Genomic DNA, 18,647 nt, shown 5'->3' with positions numbered 1-18,647 from the left:
AGCCGTCATATCGTCAGCTAAAGATTTTAAAATTATCCTAGTAATGCGCGGTCAGAGTTCATTTTTTCTCCGCGGATACTCTCGAACTCTGCCATTAAATCTGGAATTGTTAAATGTGGCTTACGGTCTTCTTCTACTTTTAAAATGATTTGACCTTTGTCCATCATAATTAAACGATTCCCTAAATCTAGTGCTTGCTGCATGTTATGCGTTACCATTAGTGTAGTAAGCTTACTTTCTTCAACAAGCTCTTTTGTTAAGTTTGTAATTAGCTCGGCACGTGATGGGTCAAGCGCCGCTGTATGCTCATCTAACAGTAAGATCGATGGCTTTGTAAAGGTTGCCATTAGTAGACTTAATGCTTGGCGTTCCCCACCTGATAGCAATCCGACTTTTGCAGATAAACGATTTTCTAAATTTAAGTGTAGCTTTTCTAATGACGTTTTGAAAAACTCGCGGCGCTTTTTATCAACCCCAAAACGTAAACCACGCTTTGCATTACGCGAATACGCAATCGCTAAGTTTTCTTCAATCGTCATCGTTGGGGCTGTACCGGCCATTGGATCTTGGAATACGCGTCCAATATGCACAGCACGCTTATATTCTGGTAAACGCGTTAAATCATTCCCGTCAATAATAACTGAACCAAAATCCGGTGTAAGTGCACCCGAAATCATGTTCATCATCGTTGATTTACCTGCACCGTTACTGCCAATTATTGTTACGAAATCACCAGGTGCTAAATGTAAATTAATATTGTCTAAGGCAATTTTTTCGTCAGGCGTACCTTCGTTAAATACTTTGTTAATGCCATCTAATTTAAGCAAGGCCCTTCCCTCCCTGCTCTACTTCTATTTTTGCTTTTTGCGCTGCCATACGTTCTTCTAAACGACGTGCTTTACGTTTCTTTTCTTTATATCTGCTAACGATTTGAGGAATAACCAACGCTAAAATGACGATAAATGCCGTAATCAGCTTCATATCCCCCGAATCTAACCACTTTACACGCAATGCTAACGCGTAAATCATACGGTAAATGACCGCACCAGCAATAACTGCAAATGTTACACGTACAATGGATTTTGTACCAAAAATCGCTTCCCCAATAATAACCGAAGCTAAGCCGACAACAATCATCCCAATCCCTAAACCAACGTCCGCAAATTTTGTATATTGTGCAATTAACGCCCCTGATAATGCCACCATACCATTTGATAGCCCTAAACCTAAAATGATTAAAGAATCGGTATTAGCAGAGAAGCTACGAATCATGCGCTTGTTATCCCCTGTGGCACGAATTGCAAGACCTACCTCTGTTTTTAAGAACCAATCCACAATTAATTTAATGATGACTGTCACAAGGATCATTAATATTAAAATACCCCATGTAGATGGAATTGTTTTTGCCCCCATTGATTTCACCATGCTTGATAAGGCACCATCAATGCCAAGTCCCGACCAATAGCTACTGAACATTGAGAAAATTGTATCTGAATTTAACAGTGGAATATTTGGACGTGTTACACCTGAATCTGAACTTAATCCCATAATACGTAGGTTGATAGAATATAACGCAATCATCATTAAAATCCCTGATAATAATGGATTAATTTTTCCTTTCGTGTGTAAAATCCCAGTCATACATCCAGCAATAAATCCAGCAATTGTTGCCACTAATGTTGCAAGTATCGGATTGTAGCCCAGTACGATCATCATCGCGGCTGTTCCTGCACCCGTTACAAAGCTTCCATCAACGGTTAAATCCGGAAAATCTAACACACGGAATGTTAAATACACACCCAGTGCCATAATTGCATAGATGATTCCTTGCTCGACTGAACCAAACAAAGCTATAAACATCTCGAATCATCTCCTAATATTTTCTTTAAATAAGCATTCGCGCTAGGACCCACATGATATGGGTCAGCCAGCCTTCGTCGCAATAAGCAACAACGGCTGACTTCCTCTTCAGGACACAAGCGCGAATGAAAAATTATTGTACTTCTGCTCCCCACTCAGGTTTTACGTCTAAACCTAAGCTGTCAGCAACTGCTTTATTAATTACTAGTTTTAAGTTTGCAGGGTAAGCCGCTGGAATTTCAGCAGGTGACTTACCTTCTAATAAAATTTGTGCTGCCATTTGACCTGCTTCATAACCGATATCGTAGTAGTCGAAGCCATATGCTGCTAAACCACCGCGCTCAACAGAATCTAACTCACCAACGATTAATGGTAATGTGTTTGCGTTTGCTACATCTATTACAGATTCTAATGCAGAAACAACTGTGTTATCTGTAACTACGTAGAATGCGTCTACTTTACCGATTAATGATTCAGCTGCTTGCTTCACTTCTGAAGAAGCTGATACTGCTGCATCCACGATTGTTACGCCTTCTTTTGCAGCTAATTCTTTTACCGCTGAGATTTGTGCTACTGAGTTTTGCTCACCAGCGTTGTAAATCATCCCAACATTTTTCGCACCTAATTCTTTTAAGAATGCCACTGTTTTTGGCATTGTTTCTGGGTGTAAATCGATTGTACCTGTAACGTTTGCACCTGGTTTCTCCATAGAAGCGATTAACTCTGCCCCTACTGCATCTGTTACCGAAGTAAAGATAATTGGAATGTCAGCTGTTGCACTTTTTGCAGCCTGTGCTGATGGTGTTGAGTTAGCAAAAATTAAATCTACGTTTTCACTTACAAGTTGTTGTGCAATCGTCATATTTGCACTGTTATCACCGTTTGCTGATTTATCAACATACTCCGCTTTAATACCGGCATCTTCAATTGCCTTTTTAAAACCCTCTGTAGCTGCATCTAAAGATGGATGCTCTACGATTTGAGTTGTACCGATTTTAAATGTTTTTGTTTCTTCTGTTCCTCCAGCACCGCTATTTGCTGTGTCGTTTGAAGCGTTATCTTTTTCTTCTCCTCCACACGCTGCTAATACAAACAGAAGCCCGAATAATACGAATGATAGCTTCAGTAAATTGCGTTTCATTATGAATAATCCCCCTATTTTTTCTCTGTCGATTTAAAGCGTCATACTTCATTTGGATAAAGTCTGAATTAAAAATATATTACCCCTTCGTTTTCAGATAGTCAATAACATTTAGAATGTTCTGAATTCAATATTTAGAATTTAGTAGTGAATTTGAAGAAAATCCGGCGTACTTTCAAAATTAATCTGTTATTTGTCAATCCCATGAACAAAAAAACGAATGAACGGATTTTACGCTCATTCGCTGAACATGTTATTTCAATCCGTTATGCATGAATACTTTCATTTCTTTACTTAAGCTGCTTAATCCATCGATGATTTCACTAAACTCTTGAAATCATTGTGCTATCTAATTGTAAAAAAATTTCTACTATTTATATTTTAAGCTGCTTTATTTACATTCGCATGCAATATTGCTATGATTGCAGTTGCTTCGCGTGGTTCGTAACCATCCCACGTAAAAAAACTAGGAGGAAATGAATATGAAAGTCAAATTTTTAGCGACGACTGGTATTATTGCGGCGCTTTATATTGCTGTTACAATGCTTGTTGCACCATTCGGATTTACGGAGGTACAATTTCGTGTTTCTGAAATGTTTAACCATTTAGTGGCATTTAACCCACGCTTTGCAGGTGGTATTATATTAGGCGTATTCATTTCGAATATGTTCTCACCGCTGGGCTGGTATGACTTGGTGTTTGGGGTAATCCATTCTATTGTCACAATCAGTATCTTTATTTTTATCTGCAAATTTGTGAAAAACATTGTCGCACGTCTGATTATTAACTCATTGTTATTTACCTTTACGATGTTCATCATTGCGTTTGAGTTAAACTTAGCATTAGAGTTGCCATTTTTATGGACTTGGCTAACAGTTGCTGTAGGTGAATTTGTCGTATTAATTGTCGGCGCGCCGATCATGTACACATTAAATAAACGTCTTGATTTTAAAAAGTTAATTTAACATGATTGATTATGCCTCTGCGTAATTTTGTGACAACTTTTTCGTTTTGCCAGCTAGTTTTTGCTTGCTGGTTTTTTATTTCCGCATTTTTATAATTGTTTGACTTTTAAATTTTCGATGTTAGAATAAGTTTATTCTATTTTGATATCCACGGTAGCAGGTTGTGAGAGCATGACCACCGTTTTAGTTAAGTTAAGTTGAGTTGAGTAAATTGTCGAGTAAGAAGAGTAATATTGATACTTTCGCTAAGAGAGCGCATGGTTGGTGGAAATGCGTCGAAAGTACAATATGAATGGGCCTTATGAAAGCTGCTGGCATGAGTCAGCGGACGGTTCCCTGCCGTTATCAGGTAGAGTGGAAGTAATTTTTCTTTACTTCAATCGAGGTGGCAACGCGGTCTTATATCGTCCTCAGCAAAAGTGATTCTTTTGCTGGGGACTTTTTTTATTTCATTTAGAAGGAGTGTATACAGATGTCCATTAAACAGCGTTTTCGCACGTCAATGAAAAAAGTAAACGGTGATTTGTTAACACCGATTTCGATTTTTCAACGTTTGCAAGGTGAACGAAAATTTTTATTAGAGAGTTCAATGAAATATGAGGGTCACGGGCGCTACTCGTTTATTGGCGTCAATCCTCGAAAAACATATCGCGGCGAGCAGGAACAATTAATCGATCTATCACATTTAACAAATAAACAATATACGTATGAAGGCGAACTTATTGCCTTATTAAAACAAGTGATGCCCCGTGTTTCGTCACATACGGAATATCCGTTCACAGGTGGGGGTATTGGTTATATTGAAGCTTTGCCTGACCGATTACCTAAATTACAGTTTCATGTCTATGATACGCTCGTAATTTTCGACCATTTAACAGATGAAATTGCCGTGTTCCATACAAATATTGAAGCTGAGCAAGTAGAGCCAAATATCGATGCTATTATCGACAAGTTATTTGCCAATCCAATAGCGGAGGAAACGTCGTACACCCTTCATACCATTGAACCTCAAGTAGATGGCCAATACACTGCACAATTTTCAGGCGATGCTTTTGCACTTTATCGTAAACTACGTATCGAGCACGCCGCACCTTATATGTACTACATGGAATTCGATGATTGCACGGTTGTTGGTACATCCGATCATAACTATTTGCAAGTACGTGATGGCACACTTTCTGCAACAAATGAAGCGCCATCAATCGAGCGTTTTTGCCAAAGCTCGAATTATACAACAAACGATGTACAAAACGGTGAACTCAATCCAACATTCCATGCGATTGATGTCGTAAAAGCATTGAAGCCTGCACAGGGGTTAATTGGCTATATTGGCTTTAACGGTCAAGTGGATTTCACAACACCTGAAAATGCGATTACCATTACTGGCGATACCGCACAAATTCGAACAGATTCAACTACAGGCGTACCATTTGCGACGCTTTTGAAAGGATGATTTCACAATGTCATTAATTCCATATATTGAACAAATTTCGCGGCAGGAGCATTTAGTTTTTGAGGAAATGCTGCAGGCCTCGCAAATGATATTTAATGAACAAACACCAAAGGAGCAAATTGCCTCGTTTTTATTAGCAATGAATGACAAAGGCGTAACCGCACATGAAGTGGCTGGATTAGCACATGTGATGAAATCCCATGCCGTTGCAGTTGATACACCCGAAGGCATTTATATCGACAACTGCGGTACAGGCGGTGATGGATTGCAAAGCTTCAATATTAGTACAACATCTGCATTCGTCTTAGCCGGTGGTGGCATTTTAGTCGCAAAGCATGGTAATCGTAAAATCTCAAGTGCCTCTGGTAGCTCTGATGTATTAGAGGCACTAGGCATCACACTCCTACCCAATACTGCGCAAACAACTGAACTTTTAAAATTACATGGAATCGCCTTCTTACACGCACCAAATATGCACCCAAAATTAAAGCGTATTGGTGAAGTTCGCCAAGCACTTGGAAAGCCAACGATTTTCAACTTAGTTGGCCCATTAACAAATCCAGTGCCATTAAAAACGCAATTTGTCGGTATTAATCGTCCAAACTTTACTACCGATTATGCGGAAGTGCTGCACATGCTCGGACGTGAACGCGCGATTGTTGTATCTGGCTCACAAGGCATGGATGAAGCGTCACTTGATGGCGAAAATACATTTGTCTTGCTCGATCAAGGCGATATTATTCCCTTTAAATTACGTGCAGAAGATGTTGGGTTAACACGGCAGCCACTTTCGGCCATTCGTGGAGGTACGCCAGCTGAAAACGCTGAAATTATGCGAGACCTCTTAAAAGGAAAGCGCAGCGTTTATTTCGATACGGTTGTGCTAAATGCCGGCATTGGCTTTTTCGCATATGGCTTAGCTGACACAATGAAAGAAGGCATCGACATGGCAAAGGACAGCATCTTATCGGGCCGTGCACTTGAAAAACTTGAAAATATCGTTGCTTATAGTAAGCAAGTCGCTCAGGAGGAATCAGCAAAATGACGATTTTAGATACAATTATTGAGCAAAAAAAATCAGAATTACCTGGGTTACTTGCACAAGACCCAAGCTTTCCAGCAGTTACAAAAGTACGCCCTTCTCTCTACGAAACATTAATGACGAGTAACACCCTACAAGTCATTTCCGAAATGAAGCGTGCCTCTCCTTCCAAAGGAGATATCGCCACACATATTGATCCTGTTGAACAAGCAACACAATATGAGGCTGCAGGAGCTGCCTGTATTTCGGTCTTAACGGAGCAAGCCTTTTTTAAAGGTAGCTTCAATGATTTAAACGCCGTTGCACAAGCAGTTACCATCCCTGTTTTATGTAAGGACTTCATCATCCATGACGTGCAAATCGATTATGCAAAAGCGGCAGGCGCTTCGGTCATTTTACTTATCGTTTCGGCATTAACTGACACACAGCTACAAGCACTTTATACGTACGCAACGAACCTAGATTTAGAAGTACTTGTTGAAGTGCATGATATAGAAGAATTACAACGTGCCGGGAACATCGGAGCAAAAATTATCGGTGTAAACAATCGAAATTTGAAGACATTTGATGTTTCTTTGACGAAAACACGCGAAATTGCTCAGCACCTTCCATCGTCAAAAATTGCCTTTATTAGCGAAAGCGGTATTTGGAATCGTGACGATGCTGCGTATGTTGCCAATGCTGGCGCTAAAGGTGTGTTAGTTGGCGAATCGCTCATGCGTAGCGGTGATGTACAAGCGGCTTTGCAAGCACTACAAATCGAACTTTCAACAAAGGTTGGCGAATAAAACATGACTAAAGTAAAAATTTGCGGTTTAAAAGAAGTGGAACACGTAAAAGCAGCAGTTGAAGCTGGTGCAGATTTTATCGGATTAATGTTTGCACCAAGTAAACGCCGAATTACGGTAGAACAAGCAGTAGAGCTTACTGCGCATATCCCGTCAGATGTTAAAAAAGTCGGAGTATTTGTAAACGAAGATTCTGAAACAGTTAAGGAAATCGCCGCTCAAGTTGGACTGGACTTTATTCAATATCATGGAGATGAATCGGCCGAACAAATTGCTGCGATTGGACTTCCAGCCATAAAAGCATTCTCGATTCGTACAAAAGCCGATGTAACACGTGCAGCTACTTATAGTATTGATTACTACCTATTTGATGCACCGGGTACAGATTTTCGCGGTGGCAGTGGGGAATCATTCGATTGGACGCTACTAGATGATGTGAATATTCCATTAGACAAAGTCATTTTAGCCGGTGGTTTAACAGAAGAAAATGTCGGCATTGCAACGATGTTAGTCGAACCATTTGCAGTCGATGTATCGAGCGGTGTTGAAATTGATGGACGTAAAGACTCCAAAAAAATAAAAAGCTTTGTGGAACGTGCGAAAGGAGAAATTATTTTATGACAGAAGTAAAAGGACGCTTCGGACAATTCGGTGGTCAATTTGTTCCTGAAACATTAATGACACCACTGGCCGAGCTTGAAGCAGCCTATGAACAGGCAAAAAATGACCCGAAATTTCAAGAAGAACTAGCTTATTATTTAAAACAATATGTAGGCCGCGAAACACCACTATACTATGCGGAACGTTTAACTAAGAAAATGGGTGGCGCGAAAATATACTTAAAACGCGAAGACTTAAATCATACAGGCGCTCATAAAATTAATAACGCAATCGGTCAAGCACTACTTGCTAAGCGAATGGGGAAAAAGAAAATAGTCGCAGAAACGGGTGCCGGTCAGCATGGCGTCGCCACAGCAACTGCCTGTGCACTACTCGATATGGAATGTATCGTTTACATGGGCGCAGAAGATGTTCGCCGCCAGCAACTAAACGTATTTCGTATGGAGCTCCTTGGCACAAAGGTTGTAGCGGTTGAAAAAGGATCCGCAACATTAAAAGACGCGGTAAATGAAGCCTTACGTCACTGGGTTACGCATATTGACGATACCCATTATATTCTGGGCTCAGCACTTGGCCCTCACCCATTCCCCACAATTGTTCGTGATTTCCAACATGTGATTGGTGATGAAACACGTGCACAAATTTTACAGCAAGAAGGTCGCTTACCGGATACAGTCATCGCTTGTATTGGTGGTGGAAGTAATGCAATCGGTATGTTTTATCCGTTTGTTAACGACAAAGATGTGGCACTATATGGTGTTGAAGCGGCTGGTGCTGGTGTTGATACCGACAAGCATGCAGCAGCCATTCATGTAGGAAAAACAGGTGTCCTTCATGGCGCTTTCATGTATTTACTACAGGATGATAATGGCTTCGTACAAGAGGCACATTCAATTTCAGCGGGACTGGACTATCCTGGCGTCGGTCCTGAGCACTGCTTTTTATATGAATCAGGTCGCGCGAAGTACCCTTCTGTTACCGATAGCCAAGCATTAGAAGGAGTAAAGCTACTTTGTGAAACAGAAGGTATTTTACCAGCATTAGAAAGTGCGCATGCTGTCTACTATGCTGCTGAATATGCAAAAACTCGTCCGCAAGATGAGCTCATCGTCGTTTGCCTATCAGGTCGTGGCGATAAGGACGTACACACATTAATTGAAAAGCTTGGAGGTGAAAACGTATGACATTAAAAGTACATCTTGAAAAAGTATTAGCGAAAGGTGATAAAGCATTCGTCCCATACATTATGGCGGGCGATGGCGGACTTACTACATTAAAACCAACGATTTTAAAGTTACAACAACTCGGTGTATCCGCAATCGAAGTCGGCATTCCTTTTACAGATCCTGTTGCAGATGGCCCAACAATCGAAAAAGCTGGTGAACGTGCGCTTAGTCACGGTGTCACATTAAAAAAAGTCATCGCACAATTAACAAGCTTTGCCGATGACATTACCGTACCACTTGTCATGATGACGTACTTAAATCCGATTTTAGCGTATGGTATTGATGCTTTCGCGCTGGATGCACGACTAGCTGGTATTCAAGGCTTAATCGTTCCAGATATGCCATATGAGGAAAGTGACGTCATTCACCCTGCTTTAAAGCAGCAAAATATCGCGCTAGTTCAACTCGTGTCTTTAACGAGTCCACCTGAACGTGTGAAAAAATTAGCAGAAGCAAGTGAGGGCTTTATTTATGCCGTTACAGTAAACGGTATTACTGGTGAACGCGCAAGCTTCGCGTCTCAATTAACCGGGCACTTTGCCGAGTTAACACAGACAAGTTCGATTCCTGTGTTAGCCGGCTTTGGTATTTCGACACCTGAGCATGTGGAAAGCTTTTGTGAAATTGCAGATGGTGTTATTGTCGGCAGTAAAATCGTGACTGCACTATTAGAAGATGATTGGTCAACAATCGAGCAATTAGTACAAGCAACGAAAAAAATAGAGGCGGTTTAACTTGTTTCAGCTAGGGGACACCCCCTAGCTGAAGCAAGTTAATACCTCCGGTGGATGTCACAGATTTTTAAATGAATTTTTTCAAGTGCGCTTGAAAAAATCTGGACGCAATTACGCGAAGGCGTAATTGATACTATTTTCCATTTCCTTCATATGGTATCGTAAAATTATCGAATGGAGGCGTCTACATGAATATTAAAGATTTCTTCGCAGGGTTACTATTTATCGGTGTTGCAGGTTATTTTACGTATGAGCTTGTGACGGATATGTCATTGTTATTTACGGACTCGACAACGATTTGGCAATATTGCGTAGCATTTTTCCGCATCGCACTCATTATTTTCCTGTTCAATTTAGGATTAACATTTATTAAAAAGTTTTTTGTTGGCAATACACAACAAAAGAGCTAACACACAAAAAGAGGGTCGTTACACGTTTTTACACGGTAACACCCTCTTTCTATTATTCTTCATTAGTGCCTAATGTTTCACTAAATGCTTCTTTTAAATCTTCGTCTTTCACTTCAACGTTCATTTCTTTTAACAGCTTAGCTTCTATTGTTGACCATTCCGTATTTGCTACTTTTTGGTCTTTAACTGCTGCAATGACCTCGTCTCTTTGATCTTCTAAAGCTTTGTAATCTGCTACTTCACGTTTTTCAACTAGCTGAATAATTTCGTAGCCAGATGCGGTTTCAATTACTTTTGACACTTCACCCGCTTCAAGCGCATAGGCTGCTTGTGCAAATGCGGTATCCATATCAGCTACCGCTAACCAATCCAGGTCACCACCGTTTTCTGCTGTGGCACTATCTTGAGACTTTTCTTTTGCAACCGTTTCAAAATCATTTCCTTCAGCAATTAAATCATAAAATTGCTGTGCTTCTTCTTCGGTTTCAGCTACGATATGACGTGTATGCAGCTCGTATTTTCCTCGCTCATAATATGTGTTGATTTCTTCATCTGTTATTTCAACGTCTTCCATTGCTTTTTGCTGTAAGAGTTGGAAGCGCACAGTATCTTTAAATGTTTCTTCTGTGTAGCCGTTCGATGCTAAAGCCGTTTCAAAGCTATCACCGTACATATCTTTGTACGTGCTGAATTGCTCTTCTACCTCTTTATCCGTTACATCGTATTTTTCATTTAGAATTTTCTCGATTACGACTTGTTCTAATAATGATGTACCTGCGAGTTCTTTTATTTGTTCATAAAATTCGTCTTTTGTAATATCACCTGAAGCCGTCGTTACGATGACCTCATCTTGTGAATTGCCGCACGCTGCAAGCATAAGTGATGCTGTGAGCGCGAGACCAATTATCGTTTTTTTCATAGTCCCCTCCGTTTATGCTGTGAAATTGCCATCATAGCTTAGCATAACAGCTGATGATACACCTGCTACTTTTGATAATGTCGATACAAATGCTGCGTCATCACTTTTTAAACGTACCTCATATGTCACTTCCATTTGCTCATCATTCATCACTGATTTTGATTTCAGTAAGTAGCGTTTAGAAGCACCTTTTAATAATTGTTCGATTTCTGCATTCGTTTCTTCATGCTCAAAACGCACAACGACTAAATAGGGGTTTTCGATAACAATTTTGTTTTGGAATACAATAATCACAAGTCCGATAATGACAGAACCGATCACTGCTAATGGAATAAATCCAGCACCACATAAAATACCTACAACTACTGACCAGAATAAGAAAATTAAATCCATTGGGTCTTTAATCGGTGTACGGAAACGCACGATTGATAATGCACCAACCATACCAAGTGATAGCAAGACATTTTGGCTAATCCCCATAATGACAAGCGCTGTTGCCAGTGTCATAATCATTAATGAAATGTTAAATGAGTGCGAATAGACTACTCCGTTAAATGTTTTCTTATAAATGAAGTAAATAAATATGCCAAGTAAAAAGGCACTTGCTAGGCCGATACAAGCATCAACTAATGAAAACGTAGACGCCTTTTCTAAAAAACTTGACTTAAAAATATCCTCAAAATTGGTGATATTATTAGCTGTTAATAATGTAAACACAATGAATTCCTCCTAAAGTTTTAGCCAAACATTCGGCTTAATTGATATTTTGAATACGCTTCGTGTCGCGTATGAATGCCTTGCAACAGCATTTTGATGACAGTTGGTAAATACTCGTCAAACTTCACTTCTAAAATTACTTCATTTTGTTCGAGTACATCGACCATTGGTAATGTTTTATTGAACATATCGGTACTGTGCATACTTGTTTGTACTTTGCAGTCAAATGTCACACGTACATTACCATGTTCATAAAGGTACGCCTCCCGCTCATAATCGACCACAGTTATTGGCTTTAGGTGATAAAGCTGGATGTCTTTATATAGATCCCGAATTAATGAGCGTTCATCATCTTTCATCCATTCAAAATCATTGACACGCATACGCTCAAATTCTTTTTTAGATAACTTACATTTTGATTTGAATGTTTGGTTATTGCGTTTCGATTTGCGTTCTAAATGAATGACTTCATCACTTTTGTTGTAAATACGTACGCGGTACTTGTCACGATTTATAAAGCCCTCTTTTTTTTCGTTCATTACTTTGTTGTCAAAGTTATCGAAGTAGCACGAGCGGATTGAATAGCGGCCGTTAGCGCCTGAATGTGGATCGAGCTTCATCAAATAGCGCATCTTCATTTTTAGAATTTGATAATCGACATAAGTAATCCCAAATTTCATTTCGCTGCGACCGTTTGGATTATAGGAAGTTTGCTTTGTCATCTCAGTCACCCCTTTTTGTATTTTTTTCTGCTTAGTAGTAATACCGCGCCAATTGCGAGCACTACTACTGCCAATGAAGCAACTAATTTAATCATTGTTTGCTTGGAGCTTCCTGTTTTATTGGCATTTGCCCCTTGCTGTCCTGGGAAATCGCCCATATTTGGCATGTTTCCGTTCATTTCAGGTGGGTTGCCTTGTTGTCTCTGTTCGGTATTGCCATTTTGACCATTTTCGAAATTTGGTGGCATCTGTCCATTCATTTCTGGCATATTTTCGAAATTCGGCATTTCACCGTTCATTTCTCCACCGGCGCCTCCAAAGCCTGACGAGCCAGCTCCTGACACGCCTTCAATTTCACCAGCAAGCTGTTTTAAAATGGATTCGCTACGCTGTTTTGCGAATTCCGGTAAGCTTTGTTCACCATTTACCCCTGCTACAAACTGTTCCGTTGTGGCGAATTTTGATGGATCTTCATCGACTGCATCGAGTAATAAATCATGCAATTTTGTTGTAATTGCTAATACATTTTCTTCTGTTAAAATATCCGTTGCTATTTTTTCTAAATAGCGATCATAAAGTGCACGTGCTTCTTCATCTTCTAATATAATTTTTAGTAGCGGACGCGCATCGATTGTTGTACCTGAAACTGGCTCAGTGATGCTAAAGTTCACATTTGAATCCGTAACGATGTTGGCATTTAACATCATGCCTCCACCCATACCGCCGCGGTTCATTTGTGGAAGATCATTTGCTACGTTGGCATTATCGTTAGTGATTATTTCTTTATTAGATTGTGTATTTTGAGCTTCTGCGTTTTGTTGACCATTCGTATTATTTGGTGGTGTCATCCTATTACCGTTTGCAGTTGCTGCGTTATCTTTTTGTTGTGCGTTGTCTGTATTTGGTTGTTCTTTCGCTCGCTCTTGCTCGGTGTCTGCGGCATTTGGCTGTTCTTGTCCTTCTGGGCGACCACCTCCGCCACCAGCAAAACCACCGAATGACATGTTATAATCCCAAGGAATAACAGAAAATACGCCGTCACCATTTTCATATAAATAGTAGTTATGCTTAAATGAGCCTTGATAACTATCCATACTGACAAGCGCAGTATTTAGTGCAAAATAGCGTGCGATTTGATCGATATCAATCGAAGACGTATCACCTTCACTTATTTCCTTCATCATATTGATGATGTTTGAATTATTTTCCGCTGTTTTTTTATTCATTTTTACTTCATCAAAAATGCCAGCATAATCAGCCACATCATCAGACACATACGCTAAATCACTGCCATTGCCTTCTGGTTTAAAAATAAAACCTTCTGTCGAACTGAAGCTCGTTTTCGCAAACGCTTCCCCAATCTCTTCAACTGCTAGCATTAAGCCGTAATATTCGCCGTTAAGCATCACTTTGACATAGGAATGCGCTGGGGTTGCAATGCCAAGTTGCTCCATTAATTCGTAGGATACGAATTCCTTCATTTGCGTTGTATCTGAAAAGTTATTGTTTAAATTAAATTTCTCCAGTCCATAAAAGGTTTGATTCGAATCATATTGTGCAAAATCGACTTTCAAGCTGTAGCGTTCAGAATCACTGCCTGCTACACTAGATAAAGATGAATTTCCTTTTGCACGAATGCCGACATTGTCATACGTTTCACCGTTAATCGTCACGCTCGCTTCCACGTATTCCTCGGCTGTAGGATTGTCTAAAATTTTGCTCCAATTGCTATCACTAACCGTAATTTCAACTGTTCCGACTTCATCTTCACTAAACAATTGCTCTTTGTAGTCATAGCCTGCTGTTGATTTTTCGACGTCAAAATAATTGAGTGCAAACACCGATGTAATCACGACAACTAGCGCTAACACAATCGGCACAACAAGCCATATTGTACGTACTTTCAAAGTCATCCCTCCTTACAAGTCATACAATACAGGTGAAAAATGAAATGAAAATGAAAAACGTAATGAATTATAAAAAATTCAACACGAAGTAAATATTTTATTTGTAAAAAAAACACAGCTTGTACATATAAACGTACAAGCTGTGTTTTAACTTTTATTTGTGCTTTAACGGCAATTCAATTGTAAACGTTGTGCCTTTACTTAATTCACTTTGCACATAAATTTGACCATTGTGTAATTCTGTAATAACTTTCCCAATGGCCAGTCCTAGTCCCGTTCCTGATTTATTGCGGATTTTATCGGCACGGTAGAAGCGCTCGAAAATATACGGTAAATCTTCTTCGGCAATTCCTATTCCAGTATCAGCTACTTCAATTTTAGCTAATCCTACTTCTTCATAAGCACGCACCGACACCGTGCCTTCTTGTGTATAGGTAACTGCATTTTTTAATAAAATATAGAGCAGTTCTTCCACTAAAATTTTATCGGCTTCCACCATTAACTCATCCGCAACATCTAATTGGAAGGCTAAATGCTGCACCGTTTTGGCGAAGCGACGTGTCCGTTGGATGATAACGTTTGATAAATCCACTTCGTTAATATTCAGCTCAATTTGATTTTGATCGGAGCGTGTTAGCGTCAATAAACTTGAAAGCATTTCATTCATATAGTTCGCTTCGTTTTTCATATCATCCATTGTATCTCGCGGATAATTCGTACCCTGTTGCTTCATTTGCTCTTCAAATAATTCAAGCGAGCTATATATAACAGCAAGTGGCGTGCGCAGCTCATGTGAAGCATTGGCAACAAATTGACGCTGCTGCTCGTATGAGATTTGAATCGGGGCCATCGATTTTTTTGCTAGGAAGTAACTTAATAGCCCTATGCCGATACTCGAAACAATTAACAGCATCACTAACAGGATCAACACATTTTGTAGCAAGGCTTCATACAGCGTTACATTTTGACCAACCGCAATATAGCCAAGTGTTTCTCCCTTCATGCGAACTGCCTGCGTCATCACAAGCAACGTTTCCCCTTCATATTCATAACGTTTAAATTGCTTCGTTTCTACGGGAGTTAAATTAGTTTGCAATACTTTGTTAAAGCCTTCATGCAATTCCTCACCATATAAAATTTCTAAATCCTTCGAAATCACATAAAAGAAGCTTACTTGATCAACTTCTAGTTCAAAGCGATTCGGTGGCTTAGGTGGTCCTTTATATATATTGAAAAACTTATCGGTATTGTTTGCCGCATAGCTTTCGACCATATTTTCCTGTACCTTATTTAAAATTTGGGCAAACGACACGTAAAATACCGTTAAAAATAATACGAGAAAAATGAAATAGCTAATAGCATTCATCCACGTCAAACGCATTTGAATTTTTTTGAACATTAATTATCCCTCAATTTATAGCCGAGTCCGCGCAAACTTTGAATAAAAGACGGCTCCTCTTCAACATCAATTTTTTTACGAACTAAACGGACAAGTGCTGCGAGCGTGTTGGTGTTGGCATTATCATCAATCCCCCATACATATTCAATTACTTGCTCATGCGTTAGGATTTGCCCTTTATTTTCAATCAAATATTCCAATAGTAAAAATTCGTTTTTCGTTAAGTTTACTTCGAAATTATCGATGTACACCGTTCGTTTATTTTTATTGAGCTTTAATGAGCCTACAATAATTTCTTCCTCAACGATTTTGTTTTTACGACGCAATATTGCACGTACTCTTGCGCGCAGCTCCTCCATTTTAAACGGCTTCACCATATAATCGTCCGCACCGGCATCTAAGCCTTCAATAATATTTTCTGTTGCATCCTTAGCTGTCAGTATTAAAATCCCACCATCAAAACCTTTACCTCTCGCATACTGACACACTTCAATGCCTAACGCACCTGGCATCATCCAATCAAGCACCAATAAATCATACGTATAATAATCGATTAAATCGGTCGCCTCGTTTCCACTAGATGCCGTATCAACCGCGTATAAATCAACATTTAATATTTTTGCGATGTTTTCACATAGCGTTTTATCATCATCTGCAACTAATATGCGCAAATTAAAACACCTTCTTATTTTAGAGTTCAACTTGACATCATTTTTACATAACCATCAAGCATTTCACAATAAGAAGGTGTTATTTTTTTAGTTCAAAGCTATTTAAAATGACAGCTGCGGATAAAAATCATGTACGCTTTCACGTAGCTTGGCCTTTAAAAACTTACCAACAGATGTTTTTGGGATTTCTTTCAAATAGACGATATCATCTGGTAGCCACCATTTCGCAAATTGCCCTGCTAAAAAGTCCATTAGCTCCTCTTTTGTTACTTCTGCATCCTCTTTTAATACGACACAGGCAAGTGGGCGCTCCTGCCATTTTGCGTGCGGAATCGCGATTACCGCTGCTTCGAAAACGGCATCATGTGACATTAAGGCATTTTCTAAATCAACTGATGAAATCCACTCTCCACCTGATTTAATAAGATCTTTCGTGCGGTCCGTAATTTTAATGAAGCCCTCTTTTGAACGCACCGCGATATCTCCTGTGTATAGCCAACCGTCCTTAAACGCTTCAGCAGTACGTTCATCTTTATAATATTCCGCTGCAATCCAAGGACCACGTAAGCGGAGCTCTCCCATCGTTTCTCCGTCCCATGGTACTTCACCGTGCTCATTAACAATGCTCGATTCAATACCTGGCACCGTTAACCCCTGCATGGCGCGCGTTTCAATTTTTTCATCTAAAGTCCAGCCATCCATATCCGACAAATCGCGTGATAGCGAAACAATCGGTGTCGTCTCGGTCATACCGTATACCACAATATAGTTAATGCCAAGCTCTTCATATTTTTTAATAAGCCCTTTTGGCGATGCCGAACCACCGCAGAAAATCGCCTGTAATGACGATAAATCACGTGCTCTGTTTTCTTGTTCCTGTAATGCACCAAGCCAAATAGTCGGCACGCCTGCTGTTTTTGTTACGTCGTATTTTTCAATGAAATCTAAAATTAAACTCGGCGTAAATTGTGGCCCAATTAATACTTGAGTTGCCCCAACATTCACCGCAGCAAATGGCATTCCCCATGCGTTTACATGGAACATCGGCACGATTGGTAAAATGGCGTCACGCTCTGAAATCCCCATCGTGTCAATCATTGAAATCATCATGCTATGCAGTACAAGTGAGCGGTGCGTGTATACAACACCTTTAGGATTACCTGTCGTAGCACTTGTATAGCACATACTTGCCGGTGCATTTTCATCTAAGTCTTCTGGAAACGCAAAAGTTTCATCTGCTTCTGCTAATAACGCTTCATAAGAATACGCATTTGGTAATGTTGTATTGCTTCATACTGTAAAAATAAGTAAAATTATGGTATCTTTAATATTTTATAAACGATGGGAGATGTTAATTGTGAATTCAACATACGTTCTTTACAATATTGTTCCCTTTGCGTTCTTAATTTTGCTGATATCTATTTTTATTGATGTATTTCTTGATTATTTTAGAAAAGTAGAAAAAAGTAATAAGAAACGATTTATTTTATATAGCTTTATCTTTTACTTGATAAGCTTAATTCAAATTATATTTGGTGGATTCACGCTCCCTCAAAATCCTGCAGATACTAGTAGCAGGTTTATTTCAACAAATGATTGGTTTGGAATATTTGATACGATGCACTTTAATATTTCCATTTGGAGTTATTCTGCTATATTTTATAATGTAATTTTATTTGTACCGTTAGGAATTTCTTTATTACTCCTTTTCAATTTAAGCAACAGGAAAGCAATTGCTATTGTTATTTTAAGTTGTTTAGTAATCGACTTTGCTCGTCTTTTATTTGGATGGGCTGGTTTAACATCGAGAGGCTATGGTAATGTGGATATGATCTATTTGTTACTTAATATTCTTGGTGGGGTATTAGGAATATTTTTAGTAAACTGCGCAGAAAATCTAATTCGCTCATATCAATTAAAGTTACAAGTAAAGTAAAATGATAAATAGCAACCAAACTAAATTTACCGAATAAAGCAATGTCTTTTAAGACATTGCTCCTTTTACATTTAAAAGTGCTTCTGATAATACTCTTTCATTATCCACCCTTATTTAAATTCCACGCAAATACTAG

The 18,647-nt window shown here is 39.3% G+C and carries 18 protein-coding genes, 1 pseudogene, 1 riboswitch and 1 other annotated feature; of the genes and pseudogenes, 9 read left to right on the top strand and 10 right to left on the bottom strand.

What is annotated here, in order from left to right; translation table 11 throughout:
- Window positions 1-32: 32 nt before the first annotated feature.
- The 3 genes from O7776_RS02335 to O7776_RS02325 all read right to left on the bottom strand — a co-directional run bounded on the left by O7776_RS02335 (window position 33) and on the right by O7776_RS02325 (window position 3,001).
- Window positions 33-827 (bottom strand): ABC transporter ATP-binding protein, encoded by a 795-nt coding sequence (locus O7776_RS02335; protein ID WP_274309049.1) that lies wholly within the window; start codon window positions 825-827, stop codon window positions 33-35.
- Window positions 820-1,860 (bottom strand): ABC transporter permease, encoded by a 1,041-nt coding sequence (locus O7776_RS02330; protein WP_274309048.1) that lies wholly within the window; start codon window positions 1,858-1,860, stop codon window positions 820-822. The genes O7776_RS02335 and O7776_RS02330 overlap by 8 nt, the downstream gene beginning before the upstream one ends.
- Before the next feature lie 133 nt (window positions 1,861-1,993).
- The gene (locus O7776_RS02325; protein WP_274309047.1) at window positions 1,994-3,001 is read right to left on the bottom strand and encodes an ABC transporter substrate-binding protein; all 1,008 of its coding nucleotides are present in this window, start codon (window positions 2,999-3,001) and stop codon (window positions 1,994-1,996) included.
- Between the two features lie 431 nt (window positions 3,002-3,432).
- A riboswitch (PreQ1 riboswitch) is annotated at window positions 3,433-3,477 on the top strand.
- Between the two features lie 6 nt (window positions 3,478-3,483).
- Here O7776_RS02325 and O7776_RS02320 point away from each other — a divergent pair.
- The 8 genes from O7776_RS02320 (at window position 3,484) to O7776_RS02285 (ending at window position 10,240) form a co-directional block, all read left to right on the top strand.
- The gene (locus O7776_RS02320) at window positions 3,484-3,966 is read left to right on the top strand and encodes a QueT transporter family protein (RefSeq protein ID WP_274309046.1); all 483 of its coding nucleotides are present in this window, start codon (window positions 3,484-3,486) and stop codon (window positions 3,964-3,966) included.
- A 205-nt stretch (window positions 3,967-4,171) separates the two neighbouring features.
- Window positions 4,172-4,381 (top strand) — a binding site (T-box leader).
- Between the two features lie 57 nt (window positions 4,382-4,438).
- Complete coding sequence (locus O7776_RS02315) at window positions 4,439-5,419, top strand: chorismate-binding protein (protein ID WP_274309045.1); 981 nt, start codon at window positions 4,439-4,441, stop codon at window positions 5,417-5,419.
- A 7-nt stretch (window positions 5,420-5,426) separates the two neighbouring features.
- The gene (trpD, locus tag O7776_RS02310) at window positions 5,427-6,464 is read left to right on the top strand and encodes an anthranilate phosphoribosyltransferase (protein ID WP_274309044.1); all 1,038 of its coding nucleotides are present in this window, start codon (window positions 5,427-5,429) and stop codon (window positions 6,462-6,464) included.
- A complete protein-coding gene (gene trpC, locus O7776_RS02305) occupies window positions 6,461-7,249 on the top strand; it encodes an indole-3-glycerol phosphate synthase TrpC (RefSeq protein WP_274309043.1) in 789 nt (262 codons plus the stop codon). The genes trpD and trpC overlap by 4 nt, the downstream gene beginning before the upstream one ends.
- A 3-nt stretch (window positions 7,250-7,252) precedes the next feature.
- Window positions 7,253-7,870 carry a phosphoribosylanthranilate isomerase gene (locus tag O7776_RS02300; protein WP_274309042.1) on the top strand — a complete coding sequence of 206 codons (618 nt, stop codon included), beginning with the start codon at window positions 7,253-7,255 and terminating at the stop codon, window positions 7,868-7,870.
- Window positions 7,867-9,054 (top strand): tryptophan synthase subunit beta, encoded by a 1,188-nt coding sequence (gene trpB, locus O7776_RS02295; protein WP_274309041.1) that lies wholly within the window; start codon window positions 7,867-7,869, stop codon window positions 9,052-9,054. Before O7776_RS02300 ends, trpB begins: the two co-directional genes overlap by 4 nt.
- Window positions 9,051-9,830, top strand: coding sequence for a tryptophan synthase subunit alpha (trpA, locus tag O7776_RS02290; protein WP_274309040.1), 780 nt, complete (start codon window positions 9,051-9,053; stop codon window positions 9,828-9,830). The genes trpB and trpA overlap by 4 nt, the downstream gene beginning before the upstream one ends.
- A gap of 188 nt (window positions 9,831-10,018) precedes the next feature.
- Window positions 10,019-10,240 carry a sulfate permease gene (locus O7776_RS02285; RefSeq protein ID WP_274309039.1) on the top strand — a complete coding sequence of 74 codons (222 nt, stop codon included), beginning with the start codon at window positions 10,019-10,021 and terminating at the stop codon, window positions 10,238-10,240.
- Between the two features lie 52 nt (window positions 10,241-10,292).
- On the opposite strand, the gene O7776_RS02280 is transcribed toward O7776_RS02285, so the two are convergent.
- The 7 genes and pseudogenes from O7776_RS02280 to O7776_RS02250 all read right to left on the bottom strand — a co-directional run.
- Entirely contained in the window at window positions 10,293-11,159 is an 867-nt protein-coding gene (locus tag O7776_RS02280; RefSeq protein ID WP_274309038.1) for a peptidylprolyl isomerase, read from the bottom strand.
- Between the two features lie 12 nt (window positions 11,160-11,171).
- Complete coding sequence (locus O7776_RS02275; protein WP_274309037.1) at window positions 11,172-11,876, bottom strand: DUF4956 domain-containing protein; 705 nt, start codon at window positions 11,874-11,876, stop codon at window positions 11,172-11,174.
- 20 nt (window positions 11,877-11,896) lie between these two features.
- Window positions 11,897-12,598 carry a polyphosphate polymerase domain-containing protein gene (locus tag O7776_RS02270; RefSeq protein WP_274309036.1) on the bottom strand — a complete coding sequence of 234 codons (702 nt, stop codon included), beginning with the start codon at window positions 12,596-12,598 and terminating at the stop codon, window positions 11,897-11,899.
- Between the two features lie 5 nt (window positions 12,599-12,603).
- Window positions 12,604-14,505: a CotH kinase family protein gene (locus O7776_RS02265; protein ID WP_420802145.1), complete on the bottom strand. Its 1,902-nt coding sequence runs from the start codon at window positions 14,503-14,505 to the stop codon at window positions 12,604-12,606.
- A gap of 154 nt (window positions 14,506-14,659) precedes the next feature.
- Window positions 14,660-15,904: a sensor histidine kinase gene (locus tag O7776_RS02260; protein WP_274309034.1), complete on the bottom strand. Its 1,245-nt coding sequence runs from the start codon at window positions 15,902-15,904 to the stop codon at window positions 14,660-14,662.
- Window positions 15,904-16,575 (bottom strand): response regulator transcription factor, encoded by a 672-nt coding sequence (locus O7776_RS02255; RefSeq protein WP_274309033.1) that lies wholly within the window; start codon window positions 16,573-16,575, stop codon window positions 15,904-15,906. The genes O7776_RS02260 and O7776_RS02255 overlap by 1 nt, the downstream gene beginning before the upstream one ends.
- Window positions 16,576-16,677: 102 nt before the next feature.
- Window positions 16,678-17,859, bottom strand: a pseudogene (locus tag O7776_RS02250) (AMP-binding protein); the annotation flags it as partial.
- A 64-nt stretch (window positions 17,860-17,923) separates the two neighbouring features.
- Between O7776_RS02250 and O7776_RS02245 the strand changes: the two are divergent.
- Window positions 17,924-18,511 (top strand): VanZ family protein, encoded by a 588-nt coding sequence (locus O7776_RS02245; RefSeq protein WP_274310432.1) that lies wholly within the window; start codon window positions 17,924-17,926, stop codon window positions 18,509-18,511.
- Window positions 18,512-18,647: the final 136 nt, after the last annotated feature.

Source organism: Solibacillus daqui (genome assembly GCF_028747805.1).
In the GTDB taxonomy this organism is placed as follows: Bacteria; Bacillota; Bacilli; order Bacillales_A; family Planococcaceae; genus Solibacillus; species Solibacillus daqui.
This window is presented reverse-complemented; position numbering and strand designations above follow the sequence as displayed.